This window comes from Achromobacter sp. EG18 (assembly GCF_059759395.1).
This window is the reverse complement of record NZ_CM186213.1, coordinates 6165959-6189971: the sequence shown is the minus strand read 5'-3', so window position 1 is coordinate 6189971 and position 24013 is coordinate 6165959. Positions and strand designations below refer to the sequence as shown.

Genomic DNA, 24013 nt, shown 5'->3' with positions numbered 1-24013 from the left:
GCGCGCGGGCCGGCTTTTTTTCTACCGCGGGGCGAGGCTTACGACAGTTCGCCTTCGACCAGCACCGTGACGTCGACGGTCACGTCGGCGTGCAGGGCGACCTGGATCGGGAACTCGCCGATGGCCTTGAGCTGGCCGTTGGGCATGCGCACCTGGGCCTTTTCGATGCCTTCGAAACCGGCCTTCTTCAGACCTTCGGCGATGTCGGCGTTGGTGACCGAGCCGAACAGACGGCCGTCGACGCCAGCCTTCTGGACGATCTTCAACTGGTAGCCGTTGACGCGCTCGCCCAGGGCCTGGGCGGCGGCCAGCTTCTCGGCCTGGATCTTTTCCAGTTCGGCGCGGCGGGCTTCGAATTCCTTCAGGGCGGCGTCGGTTGCGCGACGGGCCTTCTTCTGGGGAATCAGGAAGTTGCGGGCGTAGCCATCACGCACGCGGACGACTTCGCCGAGGTTACCCAGGTTGACGACTTTTTCGAGCAGAATAACTTGCATTTCAGTGCCCCGGATTAGTTGTGGTTGTCGGTGTAAGGCAACAGGGCCAGGAAGCGCGCGCGCTTGATGGCGGTGTCCAGCTGGCGCTGGTAGATTGCCTTGGTGCCGGTCAGGCGAGCCGGGATGATCTTGCCGTTTTCTTGCACGAAGTCGCGCAGGGTGTCCAGATCCTTGTAGTCGATCTCTTCGACGCCGGCGGCGGTGAAGCGGCAGAACTTACGACGCTTGAAGAGCGGGTTCTGCTGCGTGAATTTGCGTTTTTCCTTGCGTTTTCCGAAGAAAGCCATGATATGTGCCTTATGTTTGAGAGGACCGGGTCTGCCTTGATCGGGCCCGACTCCCCGTAACCTATCCGTATTCAGAAGGCGCTCTCGCGCCCGTTGCCCTTCCCGTCAAGCCACCAGCGGATCGCGTCCTGCGCTGCCGCTGATCCTGCGCGCCTGCTGCAGATGCAGCTTGAACTTCACGGAGTCCTTGCGCACCGGGGCCAGAAACCCCTGCACCTGCAATTCGGACCCCAGCGCCGTTCCTTGCAACAGCAACGCCAGATCGCCCAGTGCCACGGCCGAGATCGTCAGTTCGACACGGCGCGGATGGCCGGCTTCGATGACCTCGGATTCGTGCGCCAGCACCATTTCCAGGGCTGGCAGACCGGCGGGAGTGTGGCGCAAAGGCTCGCATTCGAGAACGCGGGCGCTGAGTTCCAGCTTGTTCATCCTGCCAGGCACCAAGGGGACTTCATGGGATGGGCTCTGCCTGAGCCCTGCTTACTCGGCCTGAGCCGCGACAGCTTCCGCCGAAGCCTTGCGGGCTTCTTCGCGCTCGACCGACTTCATCATGATCGAGGGAGCGGTCTGGGCCTTCTTGGTCTTGATGACCAGGTGGCGCAGCACGGCGTCGTTGTAGCGGAACGAGTGTTCCAGCTCATCCAGCGTGGCTTGGCCGCACTCGATGTTCAGGCAGACGTAGTGAGCCTTGACGAGCTTCTGGATCGGGTAGGCCAGTTGACGGCGGCCCCAGTCTTCCAGGCGGTGCACCGAGCCGCCTTGGCCCGTGACCAGCGCTTGGTAACGCTCGACCATGGCGGGCACTTGCTCGCTTTGGTCGGGGTGAACGATAAACACCACTTCGTAGTGACGCATGAGTAAAACTCCTTGAGGATGTCTTGCCCGCCGTCCGCCCGACACCGTCATCAGTCCGCGCACACATCGTGTTCGCGATCCGTTCCGGCTTTCCAGTGCTTTCTCTATCACTGGTCTTTTTCTTCGAGGCGTATGGCTTGCAAGGGGCAGCCCGCTACCCAAAAAACATGGGCGGTCGAGCAAGAAAGCTCTCGATTATCGCCGATCGGGCCACTGGGCGCAAGCCAGCGGCGCTCAGGAAATCGGGGACGCGTTATCCGGTCCCACGGGATGCGGCGCAGCCGCCACACCGATCGGCTGCGGCCGGCTGACCAGGCTGACCATCACGTAGCTGATGATCATGAGCAGGAACCACGAGCCCAGCTTGGCAATGGATACCAGTTCCCAGCCCTGCGACTGGTTGGGATAGCGCCAGGCGTTGGCGAAGGTGCCGATGTTCTCGGCGAACCAGATGAACAGCGCCACCAGCACGAAACCCAGCAGCAACGGCATGCGGCGGTAGTCGCGCCAGATGCGGAAATAGACCCAGGTGCGGGCGAACAGCAGCGCCGTCAGGCCGAACAGCGCCAGCCGGAAATCCACGATGAAATGATGGGCGAAGAAATTCACGTAGATCAGCACCGACAGCGCCAAGGTCGCGGCCAGTGGCGGATGGGCGCGGAAGCGGAAGTCGAACAGGCGCCAGACCCGCGCCAGGTAGCTGCCGACCGCGGCATACATGAAGCCGGTGAAGAGCGGCACGCCGCCGATGCGCAGCACGCTGGCCTCGGGGTAGATCCAGGAACCGGCCGCCGTCTTGAACAGTTCCATGCCGGTGCCCACCACATGGAACATCAGGATGACCTTGGCCTCGCTCCAGGTTTCCATGCGCAGGGCCAGCAGCGCCGCCTGGATCGCCAGGGCCGCCAGCGTCAGGAAATCGTAGCGCGCCAGCCAGGCGTCCTTGGGATACCACCAGTGCGTGCCCAACAGCAGCGCGCACATCAGGCCGCCGAACAGGCAGGCCCAGGCCTGCTTCACGCCGAAGCGGAAGAACTCGTAGAAGGCGACGCCCAAACGACCGCGGCCGGCCAGATGATCGGCCAGCCGCGCTTCCCACCCCTGCAGTCTCGCGATGAGCGGCCAGTCATTGGCCGCCGGATGCCGCACGGAGGGCTCAGCCTTCCACCACGGCGTAGGCCGAGTGGTTGTGGATCGATTCGAAGTTCTCGGCTTCGACGCGGTAGCGCGCGATGCCGGGATGCGCGTTCAGGCGGGCCGCCACGTCGCGCACCAGGTCCTCGACAAACTTGGGGTTGTCGTAGGCGCGCTCGGTGACGTACTTCTCGTCGGGGCGCTTGAGCAGGCCCCAGAGCTCACACGAGCCTTCGTCTTCGATCAGGCGGATGACGCCGTCCATGCTGATGTCGGATTCCAGGATGGCCGAGACCGTCACATGCGAGCGCTGGTTGTGCGCGCCGTATTCGGAGATGGCCTTGGAACACGGGCACAGGCTGGTCACCGGCACCTGCACCACCAGCTCGAACTCGACCTGATCGCCCTGGGCACGGGCGATCCACTGCACTTCGTAGTCCAGCAGGCTCTGCACGCCGGAGATCGGCGCCGACTTGTTGATGAAGTACGGGAAAGCCGCGGTGATGTCGCCGCGCTCGGCATGCAGCAGCGGCAGCATGTCGGCCGCCATGGCGCGGAACAGCGTCGGCGTCATGGGGGTGCTGCGGTACTTTTCCAGCAGCGCCACGAAGCGGGACATGTGCGTCCCCTTTTCTTCGGGCGGCAGCGCCACCGTCAGGGTCCAGTTGGCCACGGTGCCCTGGGGCGAACCATCGGCGTTCTCGATGAGCATGGGGTGGCGCACGCCACGGATGCCCACGCGCTGGATCGGGATGTGCCGCGTGTCCGTCGAACTCTGGACGTCGGGCATCACGATGGCGGGGTCGATCGGAGAATTCATTTCGGCTTACCAGTCTGGGCGACGAGCGTGGCGTGAACACGCAGACCCAGGAATCTTTAGGAGGGGGCCATTATCGCCCAAAGTCCCGCCAGCGCCAGGGAAAACCCTTTCATTCGTAGGCTGTCGGGGCCGGAACACACTGTTTCGCCACACGGACCAAACCACCGGGCCGGTCCGAGGGTGCGCGCAATCAGGCCAGCAGCGCGGCGTAGCGCGTCCGGATCGATTGCTCGATGCCCGCGGCATCCAGGCCGATTCCGGCCAGCAGCGCCAACTGATCGCCGTGGTCGATGAATTCGTCGGGGAAGCCCAGTTGCAGCACCGGAATCGAGACGCCTTCGGCGGCCAGCACCTCCAGCACCGCGCTGCCAGCGCCGCCCATGATCGCGGCGTCCTCGATCGTCACCAGCGCGTCGTGGCGGCTGGCCAGGTCAAGGATCAGCGCGCGGTCGATCGGCTTGACGAAGCGCATGTCGGCCACGGTGGCATCCAGTTTTTCGGCCGCCGCCAGCGCTGGCTGCAGCAGCGTGCCGAAGCCGAGAATGGCGATCTTGCGGCCTTCGCGCCGCACCACGCCGCGGCCCAGCTCGACCGTGTCCAGGCCGGCCGTTTCCGCCGCGCCGCAGCCCGCGCCGCGCGGATAGCGCACCGACGCGGGGCCGGGATACTGATAACAGGTGGACAGCAGCAGGCGGGTTTCGTTTTCGTCCGAGGGCGTGGCCACCACCATGTTCGGCACGCAGCGCAGGAAGGCGGTGTCGTAGTTGCCGGCATGGGTGGCGCCGTCGGCGCCGACGATGCCGGCGCGGTCGAGCGCGAAGGTGACGTCCAGGTTCTGTAGCGCCACGTCGTGGATCAGCTGGTCGTAACCGCGCTGCAGGAAGGTCGAGTAGATAGCCAGCACCGGCTTCTGCGCTTCGCAGGCCACGCCGGCGGCGAACGTCACGGCGTGCTGCTCGGCGATGCCGACGTCGAAGTAGCGTTGCGGGAAGCGCTTCTCGAATTCGACCAGGCCGCTGCCTTCGCGCATGGCGGGCGTGACAGCCACCAGGCGCGGATCCTGCTGGCCCATGTCGCAGAGCCAGTCGCTGAATACCTGGGTGAAGGTGCGCTTGCCCGGCGCCTTCGATTGCTGGATGCCGACGGCGGGATCGAACTTGCCCGGGCCGTGGTACAGCACCGGGTCGGCCTCGGCCAGCTTGTAGCCCTGCCCTTTCTTGGTGACCACGTGCAGGAATTGCAGCCCTTGCAGCGCCTTCAGGTTCTGCAGCGTCGGCACCAGCGCGTCGAGGTCGTGGCCGTCGATCGGGCCGACGTAGTTGAAGCCGAATTCCTCGAACAGCGTGGCCGGCGTGACCATGCCCTTGGCGTGTTCCTCGAAGCGGCGCGCCAGCTCCAGCACCGGCGGCACATGTTGCAGCACGGCGCGGCCGACGTTCTTGGCGGCGGCGTAGAAGCGGCCGGACATCAGGCGCGCCAGGTAGCGGTTCAGCGCCCCCACCGGCGGCGAGATCGACATGTCGTTGTCGTTCAGGATCACCAGCAGATTGATGTTGGCGGTGACGCCGGCATTGTTCATGGCCTCGAAGGCCATGCCGGCGGACATCGCGCCGTCGCCGATCACGGCGATGTGCTGGCGCTGCACGCCAGCGTTACGCGAGGCCACCGCCATGCCCAGCGCGGCCGAGATCGAAGTGGACGAATGCGCGGTGCCGAAGGCGTCGTACTCGGATTCGCTGCGCTTGGGAAAGCCCGAGATGCCGCCCTGCTGGCGCAGCTTGGCCATGCCGGCGCGGCGTCCGGTGAGGATCTTGTGCGGGTAGGATTGGTGGCCCACGTCCCAGACGATGCGGTCATGCGGCGTGTCGAAGACCTGATGCAGGGCCAGCGTCAGCTCCACCGTGCCCAGGTTCGACGACAGGTGGCCGCCGGTCTTGGAGACCGACTCCAGCACGAAGCCGCGCAACTCGTCGGCCAGGCGCTTGAGCTCGCGACGATCCAGGCGCTTGAGGTCTGCCGGGGATTGGATGCGGTCCAGTAATTCTGTCGTCATGCTTGTATGGGGTTCGTATGCCCGGCCTGCGGCCAGCCCGGACGGGTCACGGTTCAGCGGTCTCGGAGGACGATGAAATCAGCCAGTTCGGCCAGGCGCGAACCGGCATCGCCCAACGGCTCGAGCGCGGCCAGCGCGGCTTCGCGCAGCTCGCCGGCAAAGGCGCGGGCCTCGTCCAGGCCCAGCAGCGAAACGTAGGTCGGCTTGTTTTCGGCAGCGTCCTTGCCCGGCGTCTTGCCCAGGCTGGCGGAATCGGCGGTCACGTCGAGGATGTCATCCACCACCTGGAACGCCAGCCCCATGGCCTGCGCATAGACGTCCAGCGCCTGGCGCGAAGCCGAACTGGCGCCGGCGACGATGCCGCCCAGCGCCACGCTGCAGGCCAGCATGGCGCCGGTCTTCATGCTGTGCATCAGTTGCAGGTCGTCGCGCGACAGCGAACGGCCGACGCTGAACAGGTCGATGGCCTGGCCGCCGGCCATGCCCTGGCTGCCCGCGGCGCGCGCCAGCGACTGCGTGGCCTGCACGATCAGCGCCGGGGCGATCGGCATGGAGGCAAGCAATTCGAAGGCCAGCGGCTGCAGCGCGTCGCCAGCCAGCATGGCGGTGGCTTCGTCGAACTGCACGTGGGTGGTGGGGCGGCCGCGGCGCAGGACGTCGTCGTCCATGCAGGGCAGGTCGTCGTGCACCAGCGAATAGGCGTGGATCAGTTCCACCGCCGCGGCGGCGCGGTCCAGCGAGGCCTCGACGGCCAGCACGCTGCCGCTGACCGGGCAGGCCTGGCCGGCGGCGTAGACCAGCGCGGCGCGCACCCGCTTGCCGCCGCCGAGCACGGCGTAGCGCATGGCTTCATGCAGGCGGGCGGGCACGGCGTCGGCGGGCGGCAGGAGATCGTCGAGCACGTCTTCGACATGCCGCACGCGGCCCTGCAGCCACTCCGGGAAAGCGAGTTGTATTTGCTTCATCCGATTCTTATTCGTCATCCAGCGCCGCCGGATCCAGCGGGCGCAGCAGGTCGCCCTCGAGGACCTTGACCTGTTGTTCGGCCTGGGCCAGGCGGTCCTGGCAGACGCGCGTCAACGCCACGCCGCGACGGTACGCGGCCAGCGATTGCTCGAGCGGCAGCGAACCGTCTTCCATGGCCGCGACCAGCGATTCGAGTTCGGCCAGGGCCGTTTCGAAATCCTGGGGCAAGGGACGGTCGTCGGTCTGCGGATCGGCTTGTGCGGGTTTGGCCAAACGGGTCTCCGAGGGCGCTAGGGGTGGATCAATCCGTGAATTGTACGAGATACCACGGTCGCGCCACGCCGCGCCTTTGCGCTCAGGCGGGAGCGCCCGCCAGGCCCGCGATGGCGGCCCGCAGCGCCGGCGCCACCTGGGTGCGCAACCCGGCCTCGGGCAGCAGGCCTTCGGGGCCGCCGCAACTCATGACGAACACGCCCTCCCCGGTCACGGACGTGAATGGCACCGCCACGGCATTGATGCCCGACTGCCACTCGCCGATCGCGAAGCAGCAACCCGTGTCGCGCAACTCGGCGCGGGCGCGCTCGATCGCGGCAGCCGCTGGCGCGGCCGGCCCCAATCGTTCCATCACGTCGGCGCAGGCCGCCGCCGGCAGGCTGGCAAGGTAGGCGCGGCCCATGGCGCTGTCGAGGCTGGCGCGATAGCCCACCGGCAGGCGCAGGTAGAGAGCGGACGAACCATGGATGGCCTCGACGTAGGTCATGGCGTCGCCGTCGAAGGCGCCCAGGGCCACCGCGCCGCCGGTTTCGCGCGCCAGGTCGGTCATGGAGGCCTTGGCCAGCTCGCGCACCTCCAGCCCGGCCAACAGGCCGAAGCCCAACGCCAGCACGCCATAGCCCGGCGAGTACTTGCCGGTATCGGGGTGATAGCGCAGGTAGCCCAGTTCGGTGAGGGTGTAGGTAATGCGGCTGATGGTGGGCTTGGGCAGGCCGGTCAGGCGGGCCAGATCCAGGTTGCCCAGCGCCGCCACGCCGGGCCGGAAACAGCGCAGCACCTCCAGCCCGCGCGCCAGCGCGGTGATGAAATCCGGTGATACCGGCCCCTCGCCCACGGCCCCCGCCCGCTTGCGGCGCGCCGGCGCGCTCAATTCAAGCTTCTGGTCGGGCTTGGCGGCGGGATGGGGAATGCGCTTGGGGTCAGAAAAAGATTGCATTTCTATTCGCTTCGTTTTTATAGTTTATTTCGAATAACAAAACTAAATTCCAATATTCGGAATTTAACACACACGCGATTTCAAGGGGAAAACATGATTCGCAAGCGCTACCCATTCCTGGCGGGTTTACTGCTCAGCGTCGCCGCGCTGGGCGCCCAGGCCGATTCCTATCCGTCGCGTCCGATCAAGGTCGTGTCGCCGTTCCCGGCAGGCGGCGCCACCGACGTACTGACCCGGGTGCTGGCCGAGCGCATGGCCAAGACGCTGGGACAGCCCATGATCGTCGAGAACAAGGCGGGCGCCGGCACCTCGATCGGCGCCGCCTTCGTGGCGCGCGAGACGCCGGACGGCTACACCATCCTGATGGCAACCAACTCCACCCTGGTGACCAACCGCTACCTGTATAAGGAACTGCCCTACGATCCCGACGGTTTCGCGCCGATCGGCATGGTCGGGGTGGGCCCGCTGGTGCTGCTGTCCAGCCCCAAGCGACCGTTCAACAGCACGGCGGACGTGGTCGCGTACGCCAAGCAAAACCCGGGCAAGCTGACCTTCGCCACCTTCGGCGCTGGCACCTCGTCGCACCTGGCGGGCGAACTGTTCAAGGAACGCGCCGGCATCGACATCCTGCACGTGCCGTTCAAGGGCGCGACCCAGGCCCTGCCGGCGCTGATCAGCGGCGACGTCGACCTGTTCTTCGACATGGTCGCCACCGGCATGCCGCAGGCCGAGGCCGGCAAGGTCAAGGTGTTCGCCATCACCAGCCCCAACCGCCTGGCCACCGAATCGAAACTGCCGACCCTGGCCGAGCAGGGCTACGCGGGCTTCGACATGACCGCCTGGTTCAGCTTCGTGGCGCCCAAGGGCACGCCGGCCCCGGTGCTGGAAAAGCTGCAGGCGGCCCTGGCAGATACGCTCAAGGACGAAGCCGTGAAAAAGCGCATGCTGGAGATGGGCATCGACCCGCGTTCCGGCAGCCCGTCGGAATTGGCCCGGCAGATCAGGAACGAGCAGCCCATCGTGTCGCAACTGATCAAGCAGGCCAATATCGTCCTGCAATGACGGCCACCGCCGTTTCGTGACAAAAGGTTCACGGACCCGCAACGTCCGCGAACCGGCGCCCAGGGCGCCCCTAGACCGACAGCGCCCGCGCGGCCCTGTCGGTTTTTCATGCGCAACCTAACCCCTGGATACAGTACCCCCGCCGCCCCGGCTGCTAAGGTGAAAAGCGAGGACGGCCGCCGCGCCCTCCCCCGCCTTACTTGTCTCCGGGAGTCCGATGCCTTTGACCGATGACCGCTACGCCCGACTGGATGCCGCCCGCTGGCTTGCCGCCGCGGCGGTGGTGCTGCTGCACAGCGCCGCCCTGATCGTCAGCGAACCGGCGGCGTTCGGCAATGGCGCGTGGCTGGCCGCCAATCTCTACGATTCGGCGGCGCGCTGGTGCGTGCCGGTGTTCGTGATGGTCAGCGGCGCCCTGCTGCTCGATCCCGACAAACCGCAGGACGCGCGCCGCTTCTACAGCAAGCGGGCGACGCGGATCCTGACGCCGCTGGTGTTCTGGAGCCTGTTCTACCTGGCCTGGCGCACCGGCCTGGACTGGTGGGACGATGGCCACGTCGATTTCTCGTTCTGGCCGCGCAAGGTCGCCCAAGGGGAACCTTATTACCACCTCTGGTATCTCTACATGATCGTGGGGCTGTACCTGTTCGCGCCGCTGGTGCGGCTGCTGTATGCGCGCAGCAGCCCGCGCTCGCGTTCGCTGTGGGTGGTGGGCATTCTGAGCCTGGCCATCCTCGATGCGCTCTATCGCCGCGCCCTCGGCGCGCAACCCGGTTTCTTCCTGACCTGGTTCCTGCCCTACCTGGGCTATTTCGTCGCCGGGCGCCAGATCTTCGACGGCGAGCTGCGCGTGCCCCGGCCGGCCCTGGTGCTGGCCGCGAGCGTGGCGGCCACGGCTCTGGGCGTGTACACCATGTCCAGCAACCGAACGCTGAACACCTATTTCTACGACTACTTCAGCCTGACCGTGCCGTTCATGTCGCTGGCGGCATTCCAGCTCATCGTCTCGTCGCCGCGGCTGCCGCGATTGGCGTCGCTGGCTCCGCTGACCTTCGGGGTCTACCTGATCCATCCGGTGTTCCTGGATGTGGCGCACCGGGCCGGCGCCATCAGCGGCGCGCGCCGCGACGCCTGGGTCGTGCCCCTGTTGACCCTGGCGGTGTTCGCCTTGTCCGCCGCCAGCAGCTGGTTGCTGCGGCGCCATCCCGCCACCCGCAGGCTGGTCTGAAAAACCTACGATGCGCAAGGTTATTCAGGTTTTGCGCGCGGTCAAACCAGCGCGGCCGGATCTTCACTAAGCTTCACCGATCTTCACGGGCGTGGGGAAAAGGGTTGGGGTACAATTGACGGCTTACTTGATCGGCCAGACACCGATTTTTCTTCGCGCCAGAACGGATTTAGCCACCCCTCTTGCATACCGCGATTGCAAAACACGACAGCGCTCAAACGCGCAATAGTGAGGCAGCAGTGGTGAAGCAACAGCGACGCAACAATGTCGCAACAGCGGCAGGGGATGTGACGAAGCTCAAGCCGTCCTGGCTTTTTAACGCCGGGCCGCCCCAGAAAGAGGCCCCCATTTGAGGGCAGGTCAGCCCAGCTGGTACGTAGTACACAGTGGGCGCGGCGTTGGGGGAAATATTCATCCGAGCGGAGGGAATCATGACCGACATCGGTCGGATGGCACATGTTGTGCCAGCTCGCACCCAGCTACCCGTCAGTGCTTACTTTGACGAAGCCCTCTTTGCCCGCGAGCAAGAACTCATTTTCAAGCAATCCTCGCTGTACGTCGGCCACCAGAAGCTGGTGCCCGAGGTCGGGGATTGGCGCACCTTGGCCCAGGAAAATGGAGGGCGCGTGCTGGTTCGCAACCAGCAGGGCGTTGAACTCATCTCAAATGTCTGCCGCCACCGCCAGGCATTGATGCTGGGCGGCCAGGCCGGCGACGTCACCGGCCATTGCAATTCGCACGGCAGCCTCAAGGCCACCGGCGGCAACATCGTCTGCCCGCTGCACCGCTGGACCTACAACAACCAGGGCGAGCTGCTGGGCGCGCCGCAGTTCGAGACCACGCCGTGCATGAACCTGCAGAAGTTCCGGCTGCGTGATTGCCATGGCCTGCTGTTCGAAGGCCCGCGCGACCCGGCCGCCGACATGGCGCCGCTGTTCGCGCGGCCCGAGTTCGACTTCGGCGATTACGTGCTGGACCACGTCGAAGTGCACCAGTGCAACTACAACTGGAAGACCTTCATCGAGGTGTACCTGGAGGACTACCACGTCGGCCCGTTCCACCCCGGCCTGGGCCGCTTCGTCACGTGCGACGACCTGACCTGGGAGTTCAACGACTGGTACAGCCTGCAGAAGGTCGGCGTGCATAACGCGCTGGCCCAGCCGGGTTCGGACGTCTACAAGCAATGGCACGATCGCCTGCTGTCGTTCCGCGATGGCGACGCGCCCGATTTCGGCGCGGTCTGGGTCACGTATTTCCCGACCCACATGATCGAGCTGTATCCGCACGTGCTGGTGCTGTCGACGCTGTATCCCAAGAGCCCGCAGGAAACCGTCAACGTGGTCGAGTTCTACTATCCCGAGGAAATCGCCGCCTTCGAGCGCGAGTTCGTCGAGGCGCAGCGCGCGGCCTACATGGAAACGGCGATCGAGGACGACGAGATCGCCGAGCGCATGGACGCCGGCCGCAAGGCCCTGATGCTGCGCGGCGTAAACGAGACCGGTCCCTACCAGTCGCCGATGGAAGACGGCATGCAGCACTTCCACGAGTGGTACCGCCGCATCATGCAGGAGCGGCTCTGAGGACACGCTCCGCCAACGCAAAAGGGCTCGCGATCGCGAGCCCTTTCTTTTTGGCGGGGCGGCAGTTCAGCGGCCGAGGGCGGCGGCGACCGTGCGCTCCCCGATCGCCAGCCCGACCGTCATGCCCACGCCCGAGTGCATCACCGCGACCGTGGTGGCGGCGTCCACCGGCATCACCGAGAACGGCGCCGGCCCATGCGTGCCATAGACGCCCTGCCAGCGCTCCAGCACCCGCAGCCGCGCCCCCAGCGCCTGCGACGCCAGGTCCAGCATGGCGTTATCGACGGCCTCGTCGTTGAACGGGAAGGCATCCTGGCCGTAGCGGTGCGAATCGCCGATGATCAGCTCGCCATAAGGCGTGGGGCTGATCAGCAGGTGGATGCCGTTTTCCAGCAGCATCGGCGTGCGCGCCTGGATCTGCTCGCGCAGCGCCAACGCCGACGGCAGGTCCGAGAAGGCGCCGTAGTGCACGCAGGACAGGCCAGTGAGCAGCGGGCGGTCCAGCGCCATGGGACGCGTCTCGAAAGCCGCGCGCAACATTTGCAGGCGCGTCACTTCCAGGTTCAGCGGCGCGAACAGTTCGGGCAGCAGCGTCAGATAGTCGTGGCCGGGGCAGACGAAGACGTGCGCACCGGTGAAGTCGCCCGCGGTGGTCGCGACCTGCCCTTGCTCGACGGCGCGCGCCAGGGTGCCGGTGACGAATTCGACGCCCAGCGATTCGGCCAGGTAGCGGGTGATGGCCGGCAAGGCCTCGCGCGAATAGATCTGCAGGTCGTCCAGCCCGCGCAGCGCGGCGCAGTGGTGCGCCAGCTGGCCGTCATACAGCTTTGCCACCTCACGGCCCGACAGCAGCTCGGCGCGATAGCCTTCCTGTTGCAGGCGGGTCCGGGCGAATTCGTCCAGCACGTCGGCCTCGCCGGCGTCGCGCGCCAGCACCAGCGCGCCGTTGGCGCGCACATGGAAGCCGGCCTGGGATGCCAGGTCCAGCCACAGCTCGCGCGCCTGCTGGGCGTGCGACAGCATCATGCCGGGGGCCTGGCCGGTGACGATCACCTGGCCGAAATTGCGGATGGTGGCGCCATGCGCCTGGCGGCTGCGTTCGATCACGGCCACCGACAGGCCGCGCTTGGCGGCGGCCCAGGCATGGGCGATGCCGAGCATGCCGGCGCCGACCACGACTACGTCGAATTTTTTCATTTGGAGAATGAGGCAGAAAGGTTGCGCGGGAAGCGCCCGCCCGGGCGCCCGCCCTGCCGCGGCGGCGTGGCCGCCGCGGTGGCCCGATTACTTCTTCTTGGGCTCGGACTTGCCGTCGTAGCGGCGGGTCCATTCGGCGATGATGCGGTCGCGGTTGGTGGCGGCCCAGACGAAGTCGTTCTTGATCATGCGCTTGGTCAGGTCGGCCGGCAGGTTGGGGTTGGAGGTGGCGATCGAGGGAATCGCCAGCACCGCGAAGTTGGCCTTGTACAGCTCGTTGGCCTCGCGGCTGGCCGAGAAGTCGGCCAGCTTGCGCGCGGCTTCCAGGTTCTTGGTGCCCTTGACGATGGCGGTGGCTTCGACTTCCCAGCCCAGGCCTTCCGACGGGAACACGGCTTCGACCGGCGCGCCGTCGGCCTTGAGCTTGGCGGCGCGGTAGTCGAACGACACGCCGATCGGGAATTCGCCGGCGGCCGCCATGTTGCACGGCTTGGAGCCCGAGTGCGTGTACGAACCGATGTTCTTGTGCAGGGCGTCCATGTAGGCCCAGCCCTTTTCTTCGCCGAAGATCTGCAGCCAGGCGCTGACGTCCAGGAAGCCCGTGCCCGACGAGGCCGGGTTCGGCATGACGATCTTGCCGGCGTAGACCGGCTTGGTCAGGTCCTGCCACGATTCGGGCTTGGGCAATTTCTGCTTTTCGGCTTCGACGGTGTTAAAGCAGATAGCGGCGGCAAAGCCGTCCATGCCGACCCAGGTGGGCTCGGCCTTGGCATCGCGCATGTTGGCGGCGATCTGGTCCAGGCCCTTGGGGGCGTAGGGCTGCAGCATGCCTTCCTTGTCCATCAGGCCCAGCGAGGTGCCGGCCAGGCCCCAGATCACGTCGGCCTTGGGGTTGCCCTTTTCGGCCAGCAGCTTGGCGGTGATGATGCCCGTGGAGTCGCGCACCCACTGGATCTTGATGTCGGGGTTGGCCTTTTCGAAGGCGGCCTGGTAGGCCTTGATCTGGTCGGCTTCCAGCGCCGTGTAGACGGTCAGCGTGGTCTCGGCGGAAGCGGCGCCGGTGATGCCGGCGAAAGCGGCGGCCAGGGCAAGCAGCGTGAAGCGTTTCATGAAGGTACTCCGTGGGTGGGCGGAAAAAGGGTGAGTCGGGTCGCCGCGGCCGGCCCATGCCCGCCGCGGTGCGTTGCGAAAAAAGGTTGGGTCAGGATCCCGGCGCCGGCGGCCTCAGGGGCGTTGGCCCGCCGCCAGGCGGGATTCGATATCGGCAATCACGCCGGGCAGGTCGGCCACGGTGTCGATCAGGTAATGCGGCGCGGCGCCGGACAGTTCGCGACCCGCGCGTTCGCGGGCCGCCCGGCGACCGTTGTCGTCCAGGCTCAGGTATTCGTCCAGCGTCAGGCCGGCGGCGTTGCCCGACAGCAGCAGGCCGACGGTCCACATGCCGGCGCGGCGGCCTTCCTCGATGCCGGGGGCGGTGTCGTCGACCTTGACGCAGCCGGCCACATCCGTCAGGCCCAGCTCCACGACGTTCTTGAGCGCCATGGCCGGCGCCGGGCGCGCGCGCGGCACGTCGTCGCTGGCGACGATGCAATCGGGTTCGAGGCCTTCGCCGGCGGCGCGCTCGACCACGCGGCGCATCACGCTGCCGGGGTAGCCTGAGCACGAGCCAATCTTCAGGCCGCGCTGGCGCAGCGCGCGCAGCAGCTCGGCCGCGCCGGGAATGGCGGCCGAGTACTGCGCCACCTTGTCCAACTGCATCGGCAGGAAGCGCTCATAGATGGCGGTGACGTCGTCGTCGGTCGGCAGGCGGCCGAACCGGGCCTGGTATTGGTTGGCGATGGCGGGCTCGTCGCACAGCGCGCGGATATGGTCCCATTTGCCCACGCCCATCGGGCCGCGGGCCTGTTCCAGCGTGACGTCCATGCCGAACTCGGCGAAGGCGTCGACGAACACCTTGGTCGGGGCGAACGAACCGAAGTCGACCAGCGTGCCGGCCCAATCGAAAATCACCGCTTCCAGGCGGACGGGCAGAGGCGAAACAGTCATGAGGGTCTTCCTTGCAGAATATTCAAATCAAAGGGCGGCGGGCCGGCGCCAGGCCTGGCTGCGCGCCACCAGGGCGCGACTGGCCAGGTGCAGCAGCAGCGCCGCCACCGCCGAGCTGGCCATGATCACGGTGCACATGGCGGCGGCCGGGCCGATGAAGCCGGCGTCATCCATGTTCAGCACCGCGACGGCGGCCAGCACCGTGGACGGGCTGTACAGGAACACCACGGCCGACACGGTGGTCATGGCGGAAACGAACAGGTAGCGGGCGACGTCGAGCGCGGCCGGCAGGCACATCGGCAGCGTCACGCGCAGGAAGGTGGTCATGCGCGGCACCTTGAGCGAGGCCGAGGCCGCCTCGAACTCCGGGTCCAGCGCGTTCAGCGCGGTGGCGGCCGTCAGGTGCGCGCTGGTGTAGAAGTGCACCACCGTGCACAGCACCAGCAGCGGCATGGTGCCGTACAGCACATTGAGCGGATTGGCGGCGCCGTTGAAGAAGAAGATGTAGCCCAGGCCCAGCACCAGGCCGGGCACGGCCATCGGCATCAGCGCCAGCATCCCCAGCACGCCGCGCAGGCCGCGCGCCGAGGCGCTGCGGGCCGGCACCTTTTCCATCATCCAGGCGCCCAGGAACACCACCACCGTGCCGATCAGCGCGGTGCAGAAAGCCAGTTCCAGGCTGTTGCGCCAGGCCAGCCAGCCGCCGCCATCCATGTTGTCGAAGTCGTACGAACGCAGCGACAGCGACAGGTTGTAGGGCCACATCTTCACGAACGAGGCCCACACCGCCACGCCGATGATCAGCAGCAGGAACCCGGCCATGCCGCCCGCCAGCAGCAGGAAGGCCGCGTCGCGCCGGCGGTTGGCGCCGGCCGCATAGGGCTGGGCGCGACCGCTCAACTGGGCGCCCTGGCGCGCCCGCAGGCGGCGGTCGAGCACGAAGGTCAGCAGCGCCGGCAGCAACAGCAGGATGCCGATGGCGGCGCCCTTGGGGAAGTTCTGCTGACCGACCACCGCCTTGTAGGCTTCCATCGCCAGCACGTTGTAGTCGCCGCCCACCACCTTGGGCACGCCGAAGTCGGTCACGGTCAGCGTGAACACCACGCAGCAGGCCGAGAACACGGCATAACGCGTGCCGGGCAACGTCACCGTCATGAAGGTGCGCAGCGGCCCCGCGCCCATCGCGCGCGCCGCGTCATAGAGGCGTCCATCGGCCAGCGTCAGGCCGGTCAGCAGGATCATCAGCGCGTGCGGGAAGGTGTAGAACGCCTCGCCCGCCACGATGCCCCAGAAACCATAGATGGTGGCGCCGCCGGACAGGCCTTTCAGCAGGCCCTGGTTGCCCAGCAGGTAGACCAGCGCGATGCCCGGCAGCAGCGACGGCGCCAGCAGCGGCAGCAGCGCGATGGTGCGCAGCAGGCCCTTGCCGGGAATGCGGCTGCGCGTCAGGGCATAGGCGAAGGCGTAAGAGCAGGGCACCACCAGCATCATGGTGACCACGCCCACCGTCAGGCTGCGCCCGACCATGCCCAGGAAACCGTCGGCGCCGATGATGCCCAGCACCACCGACAGGCCGGCCCAGTCGCCATTGGCATCGGTGACCGACTTGGCCAGGATGGCCACCAGCGGCAGGGCCAGGAACAGCGCCAGGCCCAGCGCCAGGGCGCCCTGCCCGAGCGTCAGCCCGAAGGCGCCGACCCAGGCGGGCAAGGGGCGGCGGCCAAGCGAGACAGCGGGGGCGTCGACAGGCGCGGACATGACGACGGGGGAACGGCCCGAAGCCGGATCAAGCGTAGGCGCGAATCGCATGGCGCGGCAGCTCCACCCAGCAACGGCTGGCAGCGTGAGGCCCAAGCAGGGCATCTCCGGTTTCAGGGGACACGATCGAGTGGACGGTGGCGCCGGGCACGCCTTCCAGGCGCAGCGCCAGGCGGTAGCCGCGGCCCAGGAACACACCATCCAGCACGTCGGCCAGCATGGTGTTGGGTTGCTCCGGACGCGCCACGCTCACGCGCACCGCCTCGGGCCGCACGAACAGCTTGCCGACGTTGCGCTCCAGCGCCTCGTCCACCGCCAGTTCCTGGCGGCCGACGCGGGCGTGGTGCGCATCGATGCGCTCGAACGGCAGCCAGTTGGCCTCGCCGACGAAATCGGCGATGAAGGCCGAGCCAGGCTGGCGATACAGTTCGCGCGGGGTGCCGAACTGCTCGATGACGCCGCCGTTCATGACGGCGATGCGGTCGGCCATGACCATCGCTTCCTCCTGGTCGTGCGTCACCATCAGCGTGGTGATCGACAGGCGCTTCTGCAGCGCGCGCAATTCGATGCGCAGGTGTTCGCGCACGCGGGCGTCCAGCGCCGACATCGGCTCGTCCAGCAGCAACAGGGACGGCGACGGCGCCAGCGCGCGGGCCAGGGCGACGCGCTGCTGCTGGCCCCCGGAGATCTGTCCCGGATATTTATGAGAGGCGCCGGCCAGGCCCACCAGCGTCAGCATTTCCTCGACCCGGTCGGCCACGTGCTTGCGATGGGCGCGCTTGCCGCTCAAACCGTAGGCCACGTTCTGGGCCACGGTCAGGTTGGGAAACAACGCGTAGGACTGGAACAGGATGCCGTAGTCGCGCTCCTGCGGCTCGGCATGGGAAATATCCCGGCCCGACAGCAAAATGGTGCCGCTGTCCTGGCGCTCAAGCCCGGCGATGGCGCGCAGCAGCGTGGTCTTGCCGCAACCCGACGGACCCAGCAGGCACACCAGTTCGCCAGCGCGAATATCCAGCGACACATCCGACAGCGCCGTATGGCTGCCGAAGCGCTTGACGAGATTGCTGACCGAAAGAAAGCCCCCGCGCGGCGCTCCGTGCGGCGGCGCGGCGCCGGTCGGAACAGTATTGGTATCGCGTTGGAGCTGTTGGGCCATGGGGCCTCCGGTCTGGGAACGAAGGCAGTATGGAAGGCGCGTATTGAGTGTTTATGACACTTCGCGCAAATGCAGTAATAAAAACATCAAATTATTTTGGTGTACTGGCGGTCTTGCGCAATCCGTCCACCAATTCATCCGTTTACAGGCCCTGCCCAACGTGCTCGTCGCCGAACTCAAATCCTTCTATGCCGTGGCTCGCTGCGGCACCGTCACCAAGGCCGCGGCCCAGTTGGGCGTCAGCCAACCCACGGTGACGGGGCAATTGCGCCAGTTGGAATCGCGCTATGGCGTCGAGCTGTTCCACCGGCAGGGCCGCGGCATGCGACTGTCGGATGCCGGGCACAGCCTGATGCCAATGGTCGAAAAGCTGGTGCAGCAGGAAACCGAGATCGATTTCCGGCTGCGCGACGCCAGCGACCTGCGCGAGGGCAACCTGCGCATCGGCGCCACCGGTCCGTACTACATCATGGACACGGTGCGCCGCTACAACCAGCTCTACCCGGGCATCGACCTGACCGTGGCCATCGGCAACTCGCAGAGCATGCTGCAGGCGCTGCACGACTATCGCATCGAGATTGCCACGTCCTCGTTTCTGATGGATGACAAGCATTTGTACCGCCGCATGATCGCGGCCGACCCGATCCGCGTGGTAACGCACCGCGGCCACCCGCTGGCGCGGCGCGGCAAGGTGGCGCTGGCGGACCTGGCCGACCACGCGCTGCTGCTGCGCGAACCCGGATCGATGACGCGCCAGCTGACCGAAGAGGCGCTGCAGGCGGCCGGCGTGACGGTCAAGCGCACGCTGGAAATCGGCAGCCGCGAATCGATCCGCCAGGCCATCCTGTGCGAACTGGGCATCAGCCTGATTCCCTCGCGTGAAATTCCGTCCCATCCCGAGCTGGCGGCCCTGGACATCGAGGGCGCCGACGTCGTGATGCATGAATACCTGTACTGCCTGCGCGAGCGCCAACCGGTGCAACTCATCGCGCGCTTTCTGGAGATGGCGCCGGCAGCCGGCTGATCCCAGGGATCACTGCCCGCCTCTTCCCCTTGCGGCCACTCAGGAGACAACCATGGCCTTGACCCTGCAGGACATCGAACAGCTTTTCCTGGAACGCGGGCACCGTTCCTATCATGGCGAATCCGTCAGCCATTTGCGGCATGCATTGCAGACCGCGACGCTGGCCGAACGCAATGGCGCCAATGCCCAATTGATCACCGCCTGCCTGCTGCACGACCTCGGGCACCTGATCGCCGACCATCCCGACACGCCCACGCTGCGCGGCATCGACGACAAGCACCAGTATTTCGTGCTGCCGTTCCTGCGCGGGCTGTTCAGCTCGGCGGTGCTGGACCCGATCCGGCTGCACGTGGAGGCCAAGCGCTACCTCTGCTATGTGGAGCCGCAGTATGAAGCGTCGCTTTCGGAGGATTCGAAGCGCAGCCTGGCGCTTCAGGGGGGCAGCTTCGATGCGGGCCAGGCGGTGGATTTCGCCAGCATGCCGGGCGCGCCGGATGCGATCCGCCTGAGGCGCTGGGACGACATGGCCAAGGTGCCGGGGCTGGCCACGCCGCCGCTGGACCACTTCCTGGAGATCGCCGAAAGCGTCTCCGGACGGGTCAAGCTGGCGGCGGTCTGGTAAGACCGCCACCCGCGCCGTCGGAATACCACGGCGCGGTTTCAGGCCCGGTTTGCGGCGGGGCCGGCCGGTGCGTTCACTCGCCCTTGGCCACCGGCCGGGACGGATCGCTGCACCACTCGCTCCACGAGCCCGGATAAAGCCGCGAGCCGGCCAGGCCGGCGATTTCCATCGACAGCAGGTTGTGGCAGGCGGTGATACCCGAACCGCACTGGTGCACGATGGCCGCGGGGTCGCGGCCATCCAGCAAGGCGGTGAATTCCTGGCGCAACTGCGCCGCGTCCTTGAAGCGGCCGTCGGCCTGCAGGTTCTGGCCGTTCGGACGATTCAGCGCGCCGGGGATGTGGCCGGCCACCGGATCCATCGGCTCGACCTCGCCGCGATAGCGGTTGGCGGCGCGCGCGTCGATCACGGTGAATCCGGGCCGGGCGATGTTGTCCAGCACCGCCTGCGCATCCACGCTGCCCACGAGCGGCGCCGCCGGCGTCACCGGCGCACTCGCCTGCACCGGCGCGGCCGCCTCGGTGGAGGTGGGCAGCCCGGCGGCCTGCCAGGCCTGCCAGCCGCCGTCGAGCACGGCGACCCGGTCGTGGCCCAGCCAGCGCAGCATCCACCACAGGTGCGCGGCGTACATGCCGCCGCTGGCGTCATAGGCCACCACCAGGGTTTCAGGCGTGACGCCGTGCGCCGCCATCAACGCGCCGAACTGGCCGCGGTCGGGCAGCGGATGGCGGCCGTTCTTGCCGGTCCGGGCGGCGGCCAGCTCGGTTTCGTGGTCGAGGTAGCGGGCGCCGGGAATATGGCCGGCGGCATAGGCCTCACGACCGGCCGCGTGATTGGTCAGGTCGTGGCGCACGTCGAACACGCGCACGTCCGCCGCGCCCAGGTGCGTGGCCAGGTCGGCCGCGGAAATCAGGGTCATCGTCATCGGAAATTCTCCTCTGATAGGGTCGGGTTGGCGGGATCAGGTCGGCTTGGGGTCACGCATGGTGCGCCAGACCGACAGCAGGCCCGCCGAAATGATCAGGCCCATCCCGGCCCAGGCCAGGCCGTCCAGGGTATCGCCCCAGAAACCCATGCCGAGCAGGGCCGCGAAGATGATCGTGCTGTATTGCAGGGCCGCGGTCAGCAATGCAGACCCCAGGCCGAACGCCCGCGTCATGGCCAACTGGCCGAACAGGCCCGTCACGCCCACGCCCAGCAGCGAGCTGTAACCGGTCCAGTCGGCCTGGCCCCAGCCCTCGAAGCCCAGGCCGGCGAAGCTGGAAGCGCACACCGCCACCGAAAAGAACAGCACCGTGCGCCACTCGGGCTCGCCGATACGGCCCAGCTGGCGGATCTGCATCATGGCGATGGCCGACATGGCGCCCGCCCCCAGGCCCAGCAGGGCAGCCAGCCACTGGTCTTCGTTGATGCTGGGACGCAGCACCGCGATCACGCCCAAAAAGCCCAGGGCCACGGCCGCGATCCGCACCGGGTCGCGCTGCGCCCCGCCCCACCCCAGCATCCAGCACGCGATGAACAGCGGCGCCGTGTAGTTCAGGCTGGTGGCGGTGGCCAGGGGCAGATGGGAGATGGCGAAGAAACCGAGCCACATCGAGGTGACGCCGGACAGGTTGCGCCACAGGTGCAGTTTCCAGCTGGTGGGCACGATCGACTGGCGCCCGGCGCGCGCCCAGATCAGCAACAGCACCACCGAAGGCAGGCCGCGGAACAGCACCACTTGCGGCAGCGTCGCGCCGTGCTCGGTGCCCAGCTTCACGAACGACCCCATGATGGCGAACATGGCGGACGCCAGCAACATCCAAAGTGCCTGCATTTGGGGGTCAGCGCTCAGGTGAAAGTGAGGGGGAAATAGGGGAAAGCGATACTATACTCTCCGTCACCGGGGGCGGCGCCGGCAGTCGGGGAACTGCTGCGCCGCGGCACAGTCCAATCCCGCACAAGTCCCGCTCGCTGAGGAACAAAAAAAGCATGAAACGCATCATCCTTTTCGTCATTACCAACCTGGCCGTCATGCTCGTGCTGTCGGCCACGCTGCGCATTCTGGGCGTAGACCGCTATCTGACCGCCAACGGCCTGAACCTGCAGGCGCTGTTGATCTTCTCGGTCGTGGTCGGCTTCACCGGCGCCATCATCTCGCTGCTAATCAGCAAGCCCATGGCCAAATGGAGCACCGGTGCCCAGGTGCTGGATCCGAACGCGCCGCGCAACCAGCGCGAGGCCTGGCTGCTGGACACCGTCCACCAGCTCGCCGATCGCGCCGGCATCGGCCGCCCGGAAGTCGCCATCTACGACGGCGCGCCCAACGCGTTCGCCACCGGCGCCTTCAAGAACGACTCGCTGGTGGCGGTGTCCACCGGCCTGCTCGAAAGCATGAGCGAAGAGGAAGTGGCCGCGGTGCTGGCCCACGAAGTGGCGCACATCGCCAACGGCGACATGGTCACGCTGACCCTGATCCAGGGCGTGGTCAACACCTTCGTGGTGTTCCTGGCGCGCGTGGTCGGCTACTTCATCGACCGCGTGGTGTTCAAGAACGAACGCGGCCTCGGCCCGGGCTACATGGTCACCGTGATCGTCTGTGAGATCATTTTCGGCATCCTGGCCTCGATCATCGTGGCCTGGTTCTCGCGCCAGCGCGAATACCGCGCCGATGCCGGCTCGGCCCACCTGATGGGCGCCCGCGAACCCATGATCCGCGCCCTGGCCCGCCTGGGCGGACTGGAGCCGGGCGAGCTGCCCAAGTCGTTCGAAGCCTCCGGCATCACCGGCAAGGGCGGCCTGGCGGCCATGTTCGCCTCGCACCCGCCGATCCCGGCCCGCATCGCCGCGCTGCAGAACGCCCGCGTGATCTGATCCCGGCAACGGCCCGCGAGAAAAGCCTCCGCGCCGCGCCAGCGGCTTGCTGCCCCCCGAAGGCGCGTTTTCATCCTGAAGCGGCCCGGCCATGAAAAAAAGCCCCTTGAGCGATCAAGGGGCTTTTTGTTTGGGGCACGCCCGCCTCAGCACTCGACGATATTCACCGCCAGGCCGCCGCGCGCCGTTTCCTTGTACTTGGTCTTCATGTCGGCGCCGGTCTCGCGCATGGTCTTGATGACCGAATCCAGCGACACGTAGTGCTGGCCGTCGCCGCGCAATGCCATGCGGGCGGCGTTGACGGCCTTGATCGAGGCCATGGCGTTGCGTTCGATACAGGGAATCTGCACCAATCCGCCGACCGGGTCGCAGGTCAGGCCCAGGTTGTGCTCCATGCCGATCTCGGCCGCGTTCTCGACCTGCTCGACCGAGCCGCCCAGCGCCGCGGCCAGGCCGCCAGCCGCCATCGAACAGGCCACGCCGACCTCGCCCTGGCAGCCGACTTCGGCGCCGGACAGCGAGGCGTTGTACTTGTACAGCAGGCCCACGGCCGCCGCGGTCAGCAGGAAGTCGCGCACGCCCTCGCGGTTGGAACCGGGGACAAAACGGTCGTAGTAGTGCAGCACCGCCGGGATGATGCCCGCCGCGCCGTTGGTCGGCGCCGTCACCACCCGGCCGCCGGCCGCGTTTTCCTCGTTCACCGCCATGGCGTACAAGTTGACCCAGTCCATCACCGACAGCGGATCGGACAGCGTGCGCTCGGCGCGCTGGGTCAGGTTGCGGTACAGCTCGGGGGCGCGGCGGCGCACCCGCAGCGGACCCGGCAGCTCGCCGTCGGCTTCGGGATAGTTGATGCCGCAGCCGCGCGAAACGCAGTCCTGCATCACCTGCCAGATGCGGTCCAGCCCGGCCGCGACCTCGCCGGCCTCGCGCCAGGTCAGCTCGTTCTTCATCATCAACTGGGCCACGCTCAGGCCGCTCTCGCGGCACATGGTCAGCAACTCGCGGCCGGTGCGGAACGGGTACGGCAACTGGTCGTGCGCGGCGATGACCTGGCTGTTGGACGCGCCCGCCGTCACCACGAAGCCGCCGCCCACCGACAGGTAGCGGGCCTCGCGCAGCGACTGGCCCTCGGCGTCGAAGGCGTGGAATTTCATGCCGTTGGGGTGCTCGGCCATGGCTTCGCGGCGGTAGAACATCATGTGTTCCTTTTCCACGAACGGCACCGGATAGTGGCCCAGCAACGGCAGCTGGCGGCTGGCCCGCACCGAGGCGATCATGCCGGCGATGGCGGCGGGGTCGACGGTATCCGGGGCCTCGCCCATCAGGCCCAGCAGCACGCCCTTGTCGGTGCCGTGGCCCTTGCCCGTGGCGCCGAGCGACCCATAGAGTTCGGCGCGCACGCTCGCCACCTTGGGCAGCAGGCCGTCGCGCTCCAGCCCCTGGGCAAACAGCAATGCGGCCCGCATGGGGCCGACGGTATGGGAACTCGACGGGCCTATGCCTATTTTGAACAGATCGAAAACGGAAACGGCCACCGCAACTCCCCTGCATCCAAGAATGATCCGGCAATGATACGCGCAAGGTCCGACACTACGCAGCAAAGCCCTGCGGGGCGTATGCTGTATTCCAGGGACGGGTTTCCCCACCAGCCCCGGCATGCGA

General features: G+C 67.0%; 24 protein-coding genes. 6 read left to right on the top strand and 18 right to left on the bottom strand.

Annotated elements, in window-relative coordinates; all coding sequences use genetic code 11:
* Nucleotides 1–38 precede the first annotated feature (38 nt).
* The 10 genes from rplI to AC6CR5_RS28415 all read right to left on the bottom strand — a co-directional run bounded on the left by rplI (nt 39) and on the right by AC6CR5_RS28415 (nt 7819).
* Nucleotides 39–494 carry a 50S ribosomal protein L9 gene (rplI, locus tag AC6CR5_RS28460; protein WP_006388370.1) on the bottom strand — a complete coding sequence of 152 codons (456 nt, stop codon included), beginning with the start codon at nt 492–494 and terminating at the stop codon, nt 39–41.
* Nucleotides 495–508: 14 nt separating this feature from the next.
* On the bottom strand, nt 509–781 hold the full coding sequence (rpsR, locus tag AC6CR5_RS28455) for a 30S ribosomal protein S18 (protein WP_006218308.1): 273 nt from the start codon (nt 779–781) through the stop codon (nt 509–511).
* A 105-nt stretch (nt 782–886) separates the two neighbouring features.
* On the bottom strand, nt 887–1210 hold the full coding sequence (gene priB / locus AC6CR5_RS28450; protein ID WP_006388369.1) for a primosomal replication protein N: 324 nt from the start codon (nt 1208–1210) through the stop codon (nt 887–889).
* 51 nt (nt 1211–1261) lie between these two features.
* Nucleotides 1262–1636, bottom strand: coding sequence for a 30S ribosomal protein S6 (rpsF, locus tag AC6CR5_RS28445; RefSeq protein WP_020924524.1), 375 nt, complete (start codon nt 1634–1636; stop codon nt 1262–1264).
* A gap of 234 nt (nt 1637–1870) precedes the next feature.
* On the bottom strand, nt 1871–2785 hold the full coding sequence (locus tag AC6CR5_RS28440; protein WP_053499617.1) for a DUF817 domain-containing protein: 915 nt from the start codon (nt 2783–2785) through the stop codon (nt 1871–1873).
* Nucleotides 2786–2792: 7 nt separating this feature from the next.
* Complete coding sequence (folE2, locus tag AC6CR5_RS28435) at nt 2793–3590, bottom strand: GTP cyclohydrolase FolE2 (RefSeq protein WP_006388366.1); 798 nt, start codon at nt 3588–3590, stop codon at nt 2793–2795.
* 190 nt (nt 3591–3780) lie between these two features.
* A complete protein-coding gene (gene dxs, locus AC6CR5_RS28430) occupies nt 3781–5643 on the bottom strand; it encodes a 1-deoxy-D-xylulose-5-phosphate synthase (RefSeq protein ID WP_054480941.1) in 1863 nt (620 codons plus the stop codon).
* Nucleotides 5644–5696: 53 nt separating this feature from the next.
* A complete protein-coding gene (locus AC6CR5_RS28425; RefSeq protein WP_006388364.1) occupies nt 5697–6608 on the bottom strand; it encodes a polyprenyl synthetase family protein in 912 nt (303 codons plus the stop codon).
* Nucleotides 6609–6615: 7 nt separating this feature from the next.
* Entirely contained in the window at nt 6616–6882 is a 267-nt protein-coding gene (locus AC6CR5_RS28420) for an exodeoxyribonuclease VII small subunit (RefSeq protein WP_006388363.1), read from the bottom strand.
* 82 nt (nt 6883–6964) lie between these two features.
* The gene (locus AC6CR5_RS28415) at nt 6965–7819 is read right to left on the bottom strand and encodes an IclR family transcriptional regulator (RefSeq protein WP_047992287.1); all 855 of its coding nucleotides are present in this window, start codon (nt 7817–7819) and stop codon (nt 6965–6967) included.
* A 93-nt stretch (nt 7820–7912) separates the two neighbouring features.
* On the opposite strand from AC6CR5_RS28415, the gene AC6CR5_RS28410 reads away from it, so the two are divergent.
* The 3 genes from AC6CR5_RS28410 to AC6CR5_RS28400 all read left to right on the top strand — a co-directional run bounded on the left by AC6CR5_RS28410 (nt 7913) and on the right by AC6CR5_RS28400 (nt 11689).
* Nucleotides 7913–8881, top strand: a complete 969-nt coding sequence (locus AC6CR5_RS28410; protein WP_020924529.1) for a Bug family tripartite tricarboxylate transporter substrate binding protein — start codon at nt 7913–7915, stop codon at nt 8879–8881.
* A gap of 217 nt (nt 8882–9098) precedes the next feature.
* Nucleotides 9099–10109, top strand: a complete 1011-nt coding sequence (locus AC6CR5_RS28405) for an acyltransferase (protein WP_020924530.1) — start codon at nt 9099–9101, stop codon at nt 10107–10109.
* 431 nt (nt 10110–10540) lie between these two features.
* Entirely contained in the window at nt 10541–11689 is a 1149-nt protein-coding gene (locus AC6CR5_RS28400; protein WP_024068221.1) for an aromatic ring-hydroxylating oxygenase subunit alpha, read from the top strand.
* A gap of 66 nt (nt 11690–11755) precedes the next feature.
* Here the strand turns inward: AC6CR5_RS28400 and AC6CR5_RS28395 are convergent, their stop codons facing one another.
* From AC6CR5_RS28395 to AC6CR5_RS28375, 5 genes are all read right to left on the bottom strand, one after another.
* A complete protein-coding gene (locus tag AC6CR5_RS28395; RefSeq protein WP_020924532.1) occupies nt 11756–12886 on the bottom strand; it encodes a TIGR03364 family FAD-dependent oxidoreductase in 1131 nt (376 codons plus the stop codon).
* 87 nt (nt 12887–12973) lie between these two features.
* Nucleotides 12974–13996: a putative 2-aminoethylphosphonate ABC transporter substrate-binding protein gene (locus AC6CR5_RS28390; RefSeq protein WP_006388357.1), complete on the bottom strand. Its 1023-nt coding sequence runs from the start codon at nt 13994–13996 to the stop codon at nt 12974–12976.
* A 114-nt stretch (nt 13997–14110) separates the two neighbouring features.
* Nucleotides 14111–14932: a phosphonoacetaldehyde hydrolase gene (gene phnX / locus AC6CR5_RS28385; RefSeq protein WP_020924533.1), complete on the bottom strand. Its 822-nt coding sequence runs from the start codon at nt 14930–14932 to the stop codon at nt 14111–14113.
* Between the two features lie 27 nt (nt 14933–14959).
* The gene (locus tag AC6CR5_RS28380; protein WP_498085761.1) at nt 14960–16690 is read right to left on the bottom strand and encodes a putative 2-aminoethylphosphonate ABC transporter permease subunit; all 1731 of its coding nucleotides are present in this window, start codon (nt 16688–16690) and stop codon (nt 14960–14962) included.
* Nucleotides 16691–16718: 28 nt separating this feature from the next.
* Nucleotides 16719–17849 carry a putative 2-aminoethylphosphonate ABC transporter ATP-binding protein gene (locus AC6CR5_RS28375; protein ID WP_054501399.1) on the bottom strand — a complete coding sequence of 377 codons (1131 nt, stop codon included), beginning with the start codon at nt 17847–17849 and terminating at the stop codon, nt 16719–16721.
* A 160-nt stretch (nt 17850–18009) separates the two neighbouring features.
* Between AC6CR5_RS28375 and AC6CR5_RS28370 the strand changes: the two genes are divergently transcribed.
* Together AC6CR5_RS28370 and AC6CR5_RS28365 are read left to right on the top strand one after the other, a co-directional pair.
* Nucleotides 18010–18873 (top strand): LysR family transcriptional regulator, encoded by an 864-nt coding sequence (locus AC6CR5_RS28370; RefSeq protein ID WP_006388352.1) that lies wholly within the window; start codon nt 18010–18012, stop codon nt 18871–18873.
* A gap of 52 nt (nt 18874–18925) precedes the next feature.
* Complete coding sequence (locus AC6CR5_RS28365; RefSeq protein WP_006388351.1) at nt 18926–19495, top strand: phosphonate degradation HD-domain oxygenase; 570 nt, start codon at nt 18926–18928, stop codon at nt 19493–19495.
* A 73-nt stretch (nt 19496–19568) separates the two neighbouring features.
* Here AC6CR5_RS28365 and AC6CR5_RS28360 read toward each other — a convergent pair whose 3' ends face one another.
* Nucleotides 19569–20420, bottom strand: coding sequence for a sulfurtransferase (locus tag AC6CR5_RS28360; RefSeq protein ID WP_200220984.1), 852 nt, complete (start codon nt 20418–20420; stop codon nt 19569–19571).
* A gap of 36 nt (nt 20421–20456) precedes the next feature.
* Entirely contained in the window at nt 20457–21311 is an 855-nt protein-coding gene (locus AC6CR5_RS28355) for a DMT family transporter (RefSeq protein WP_006388348.1), read from the bottom strand.
* Nucleotides 21312–21466: 155 nt separating this feature from the next.
* On the opposite strand from AC6CR5_RS28355, the gene htpX reads away from it, so the two are divergent.
* Nucleotides 21467–22348 carry a protease HtpX gene (gene htpX / locus AC6CR5_RS28350; RefSeq protein WP_006388347.1) on the top strand — a complete coding sequence of 294 codons (882 nt, stop codon included), beginning with the start codon at nt 21467–21469 and terminating at the stop codon, nt 22346–22348.
* A 146-nt stretch (nt 22349–22494) separates the two neighbouring features.
* Here the strand turns inward: htpX and AC6CR5_RS28345 are convergent, their stop codons facing one another.
* Complete coding sequence (locus tag AC6CR5_RS28345) at nt 22495–23886, bottom strand: L-serine ammonia-lyase (RefSeq protein ID WP_006388346.1); 1392 nt, start codon at nt 23884–23886, stop codon at nt 22495–22497.
* Between the last annotated feature and the right edge of the window lie 127 nt (nt 23887–24013).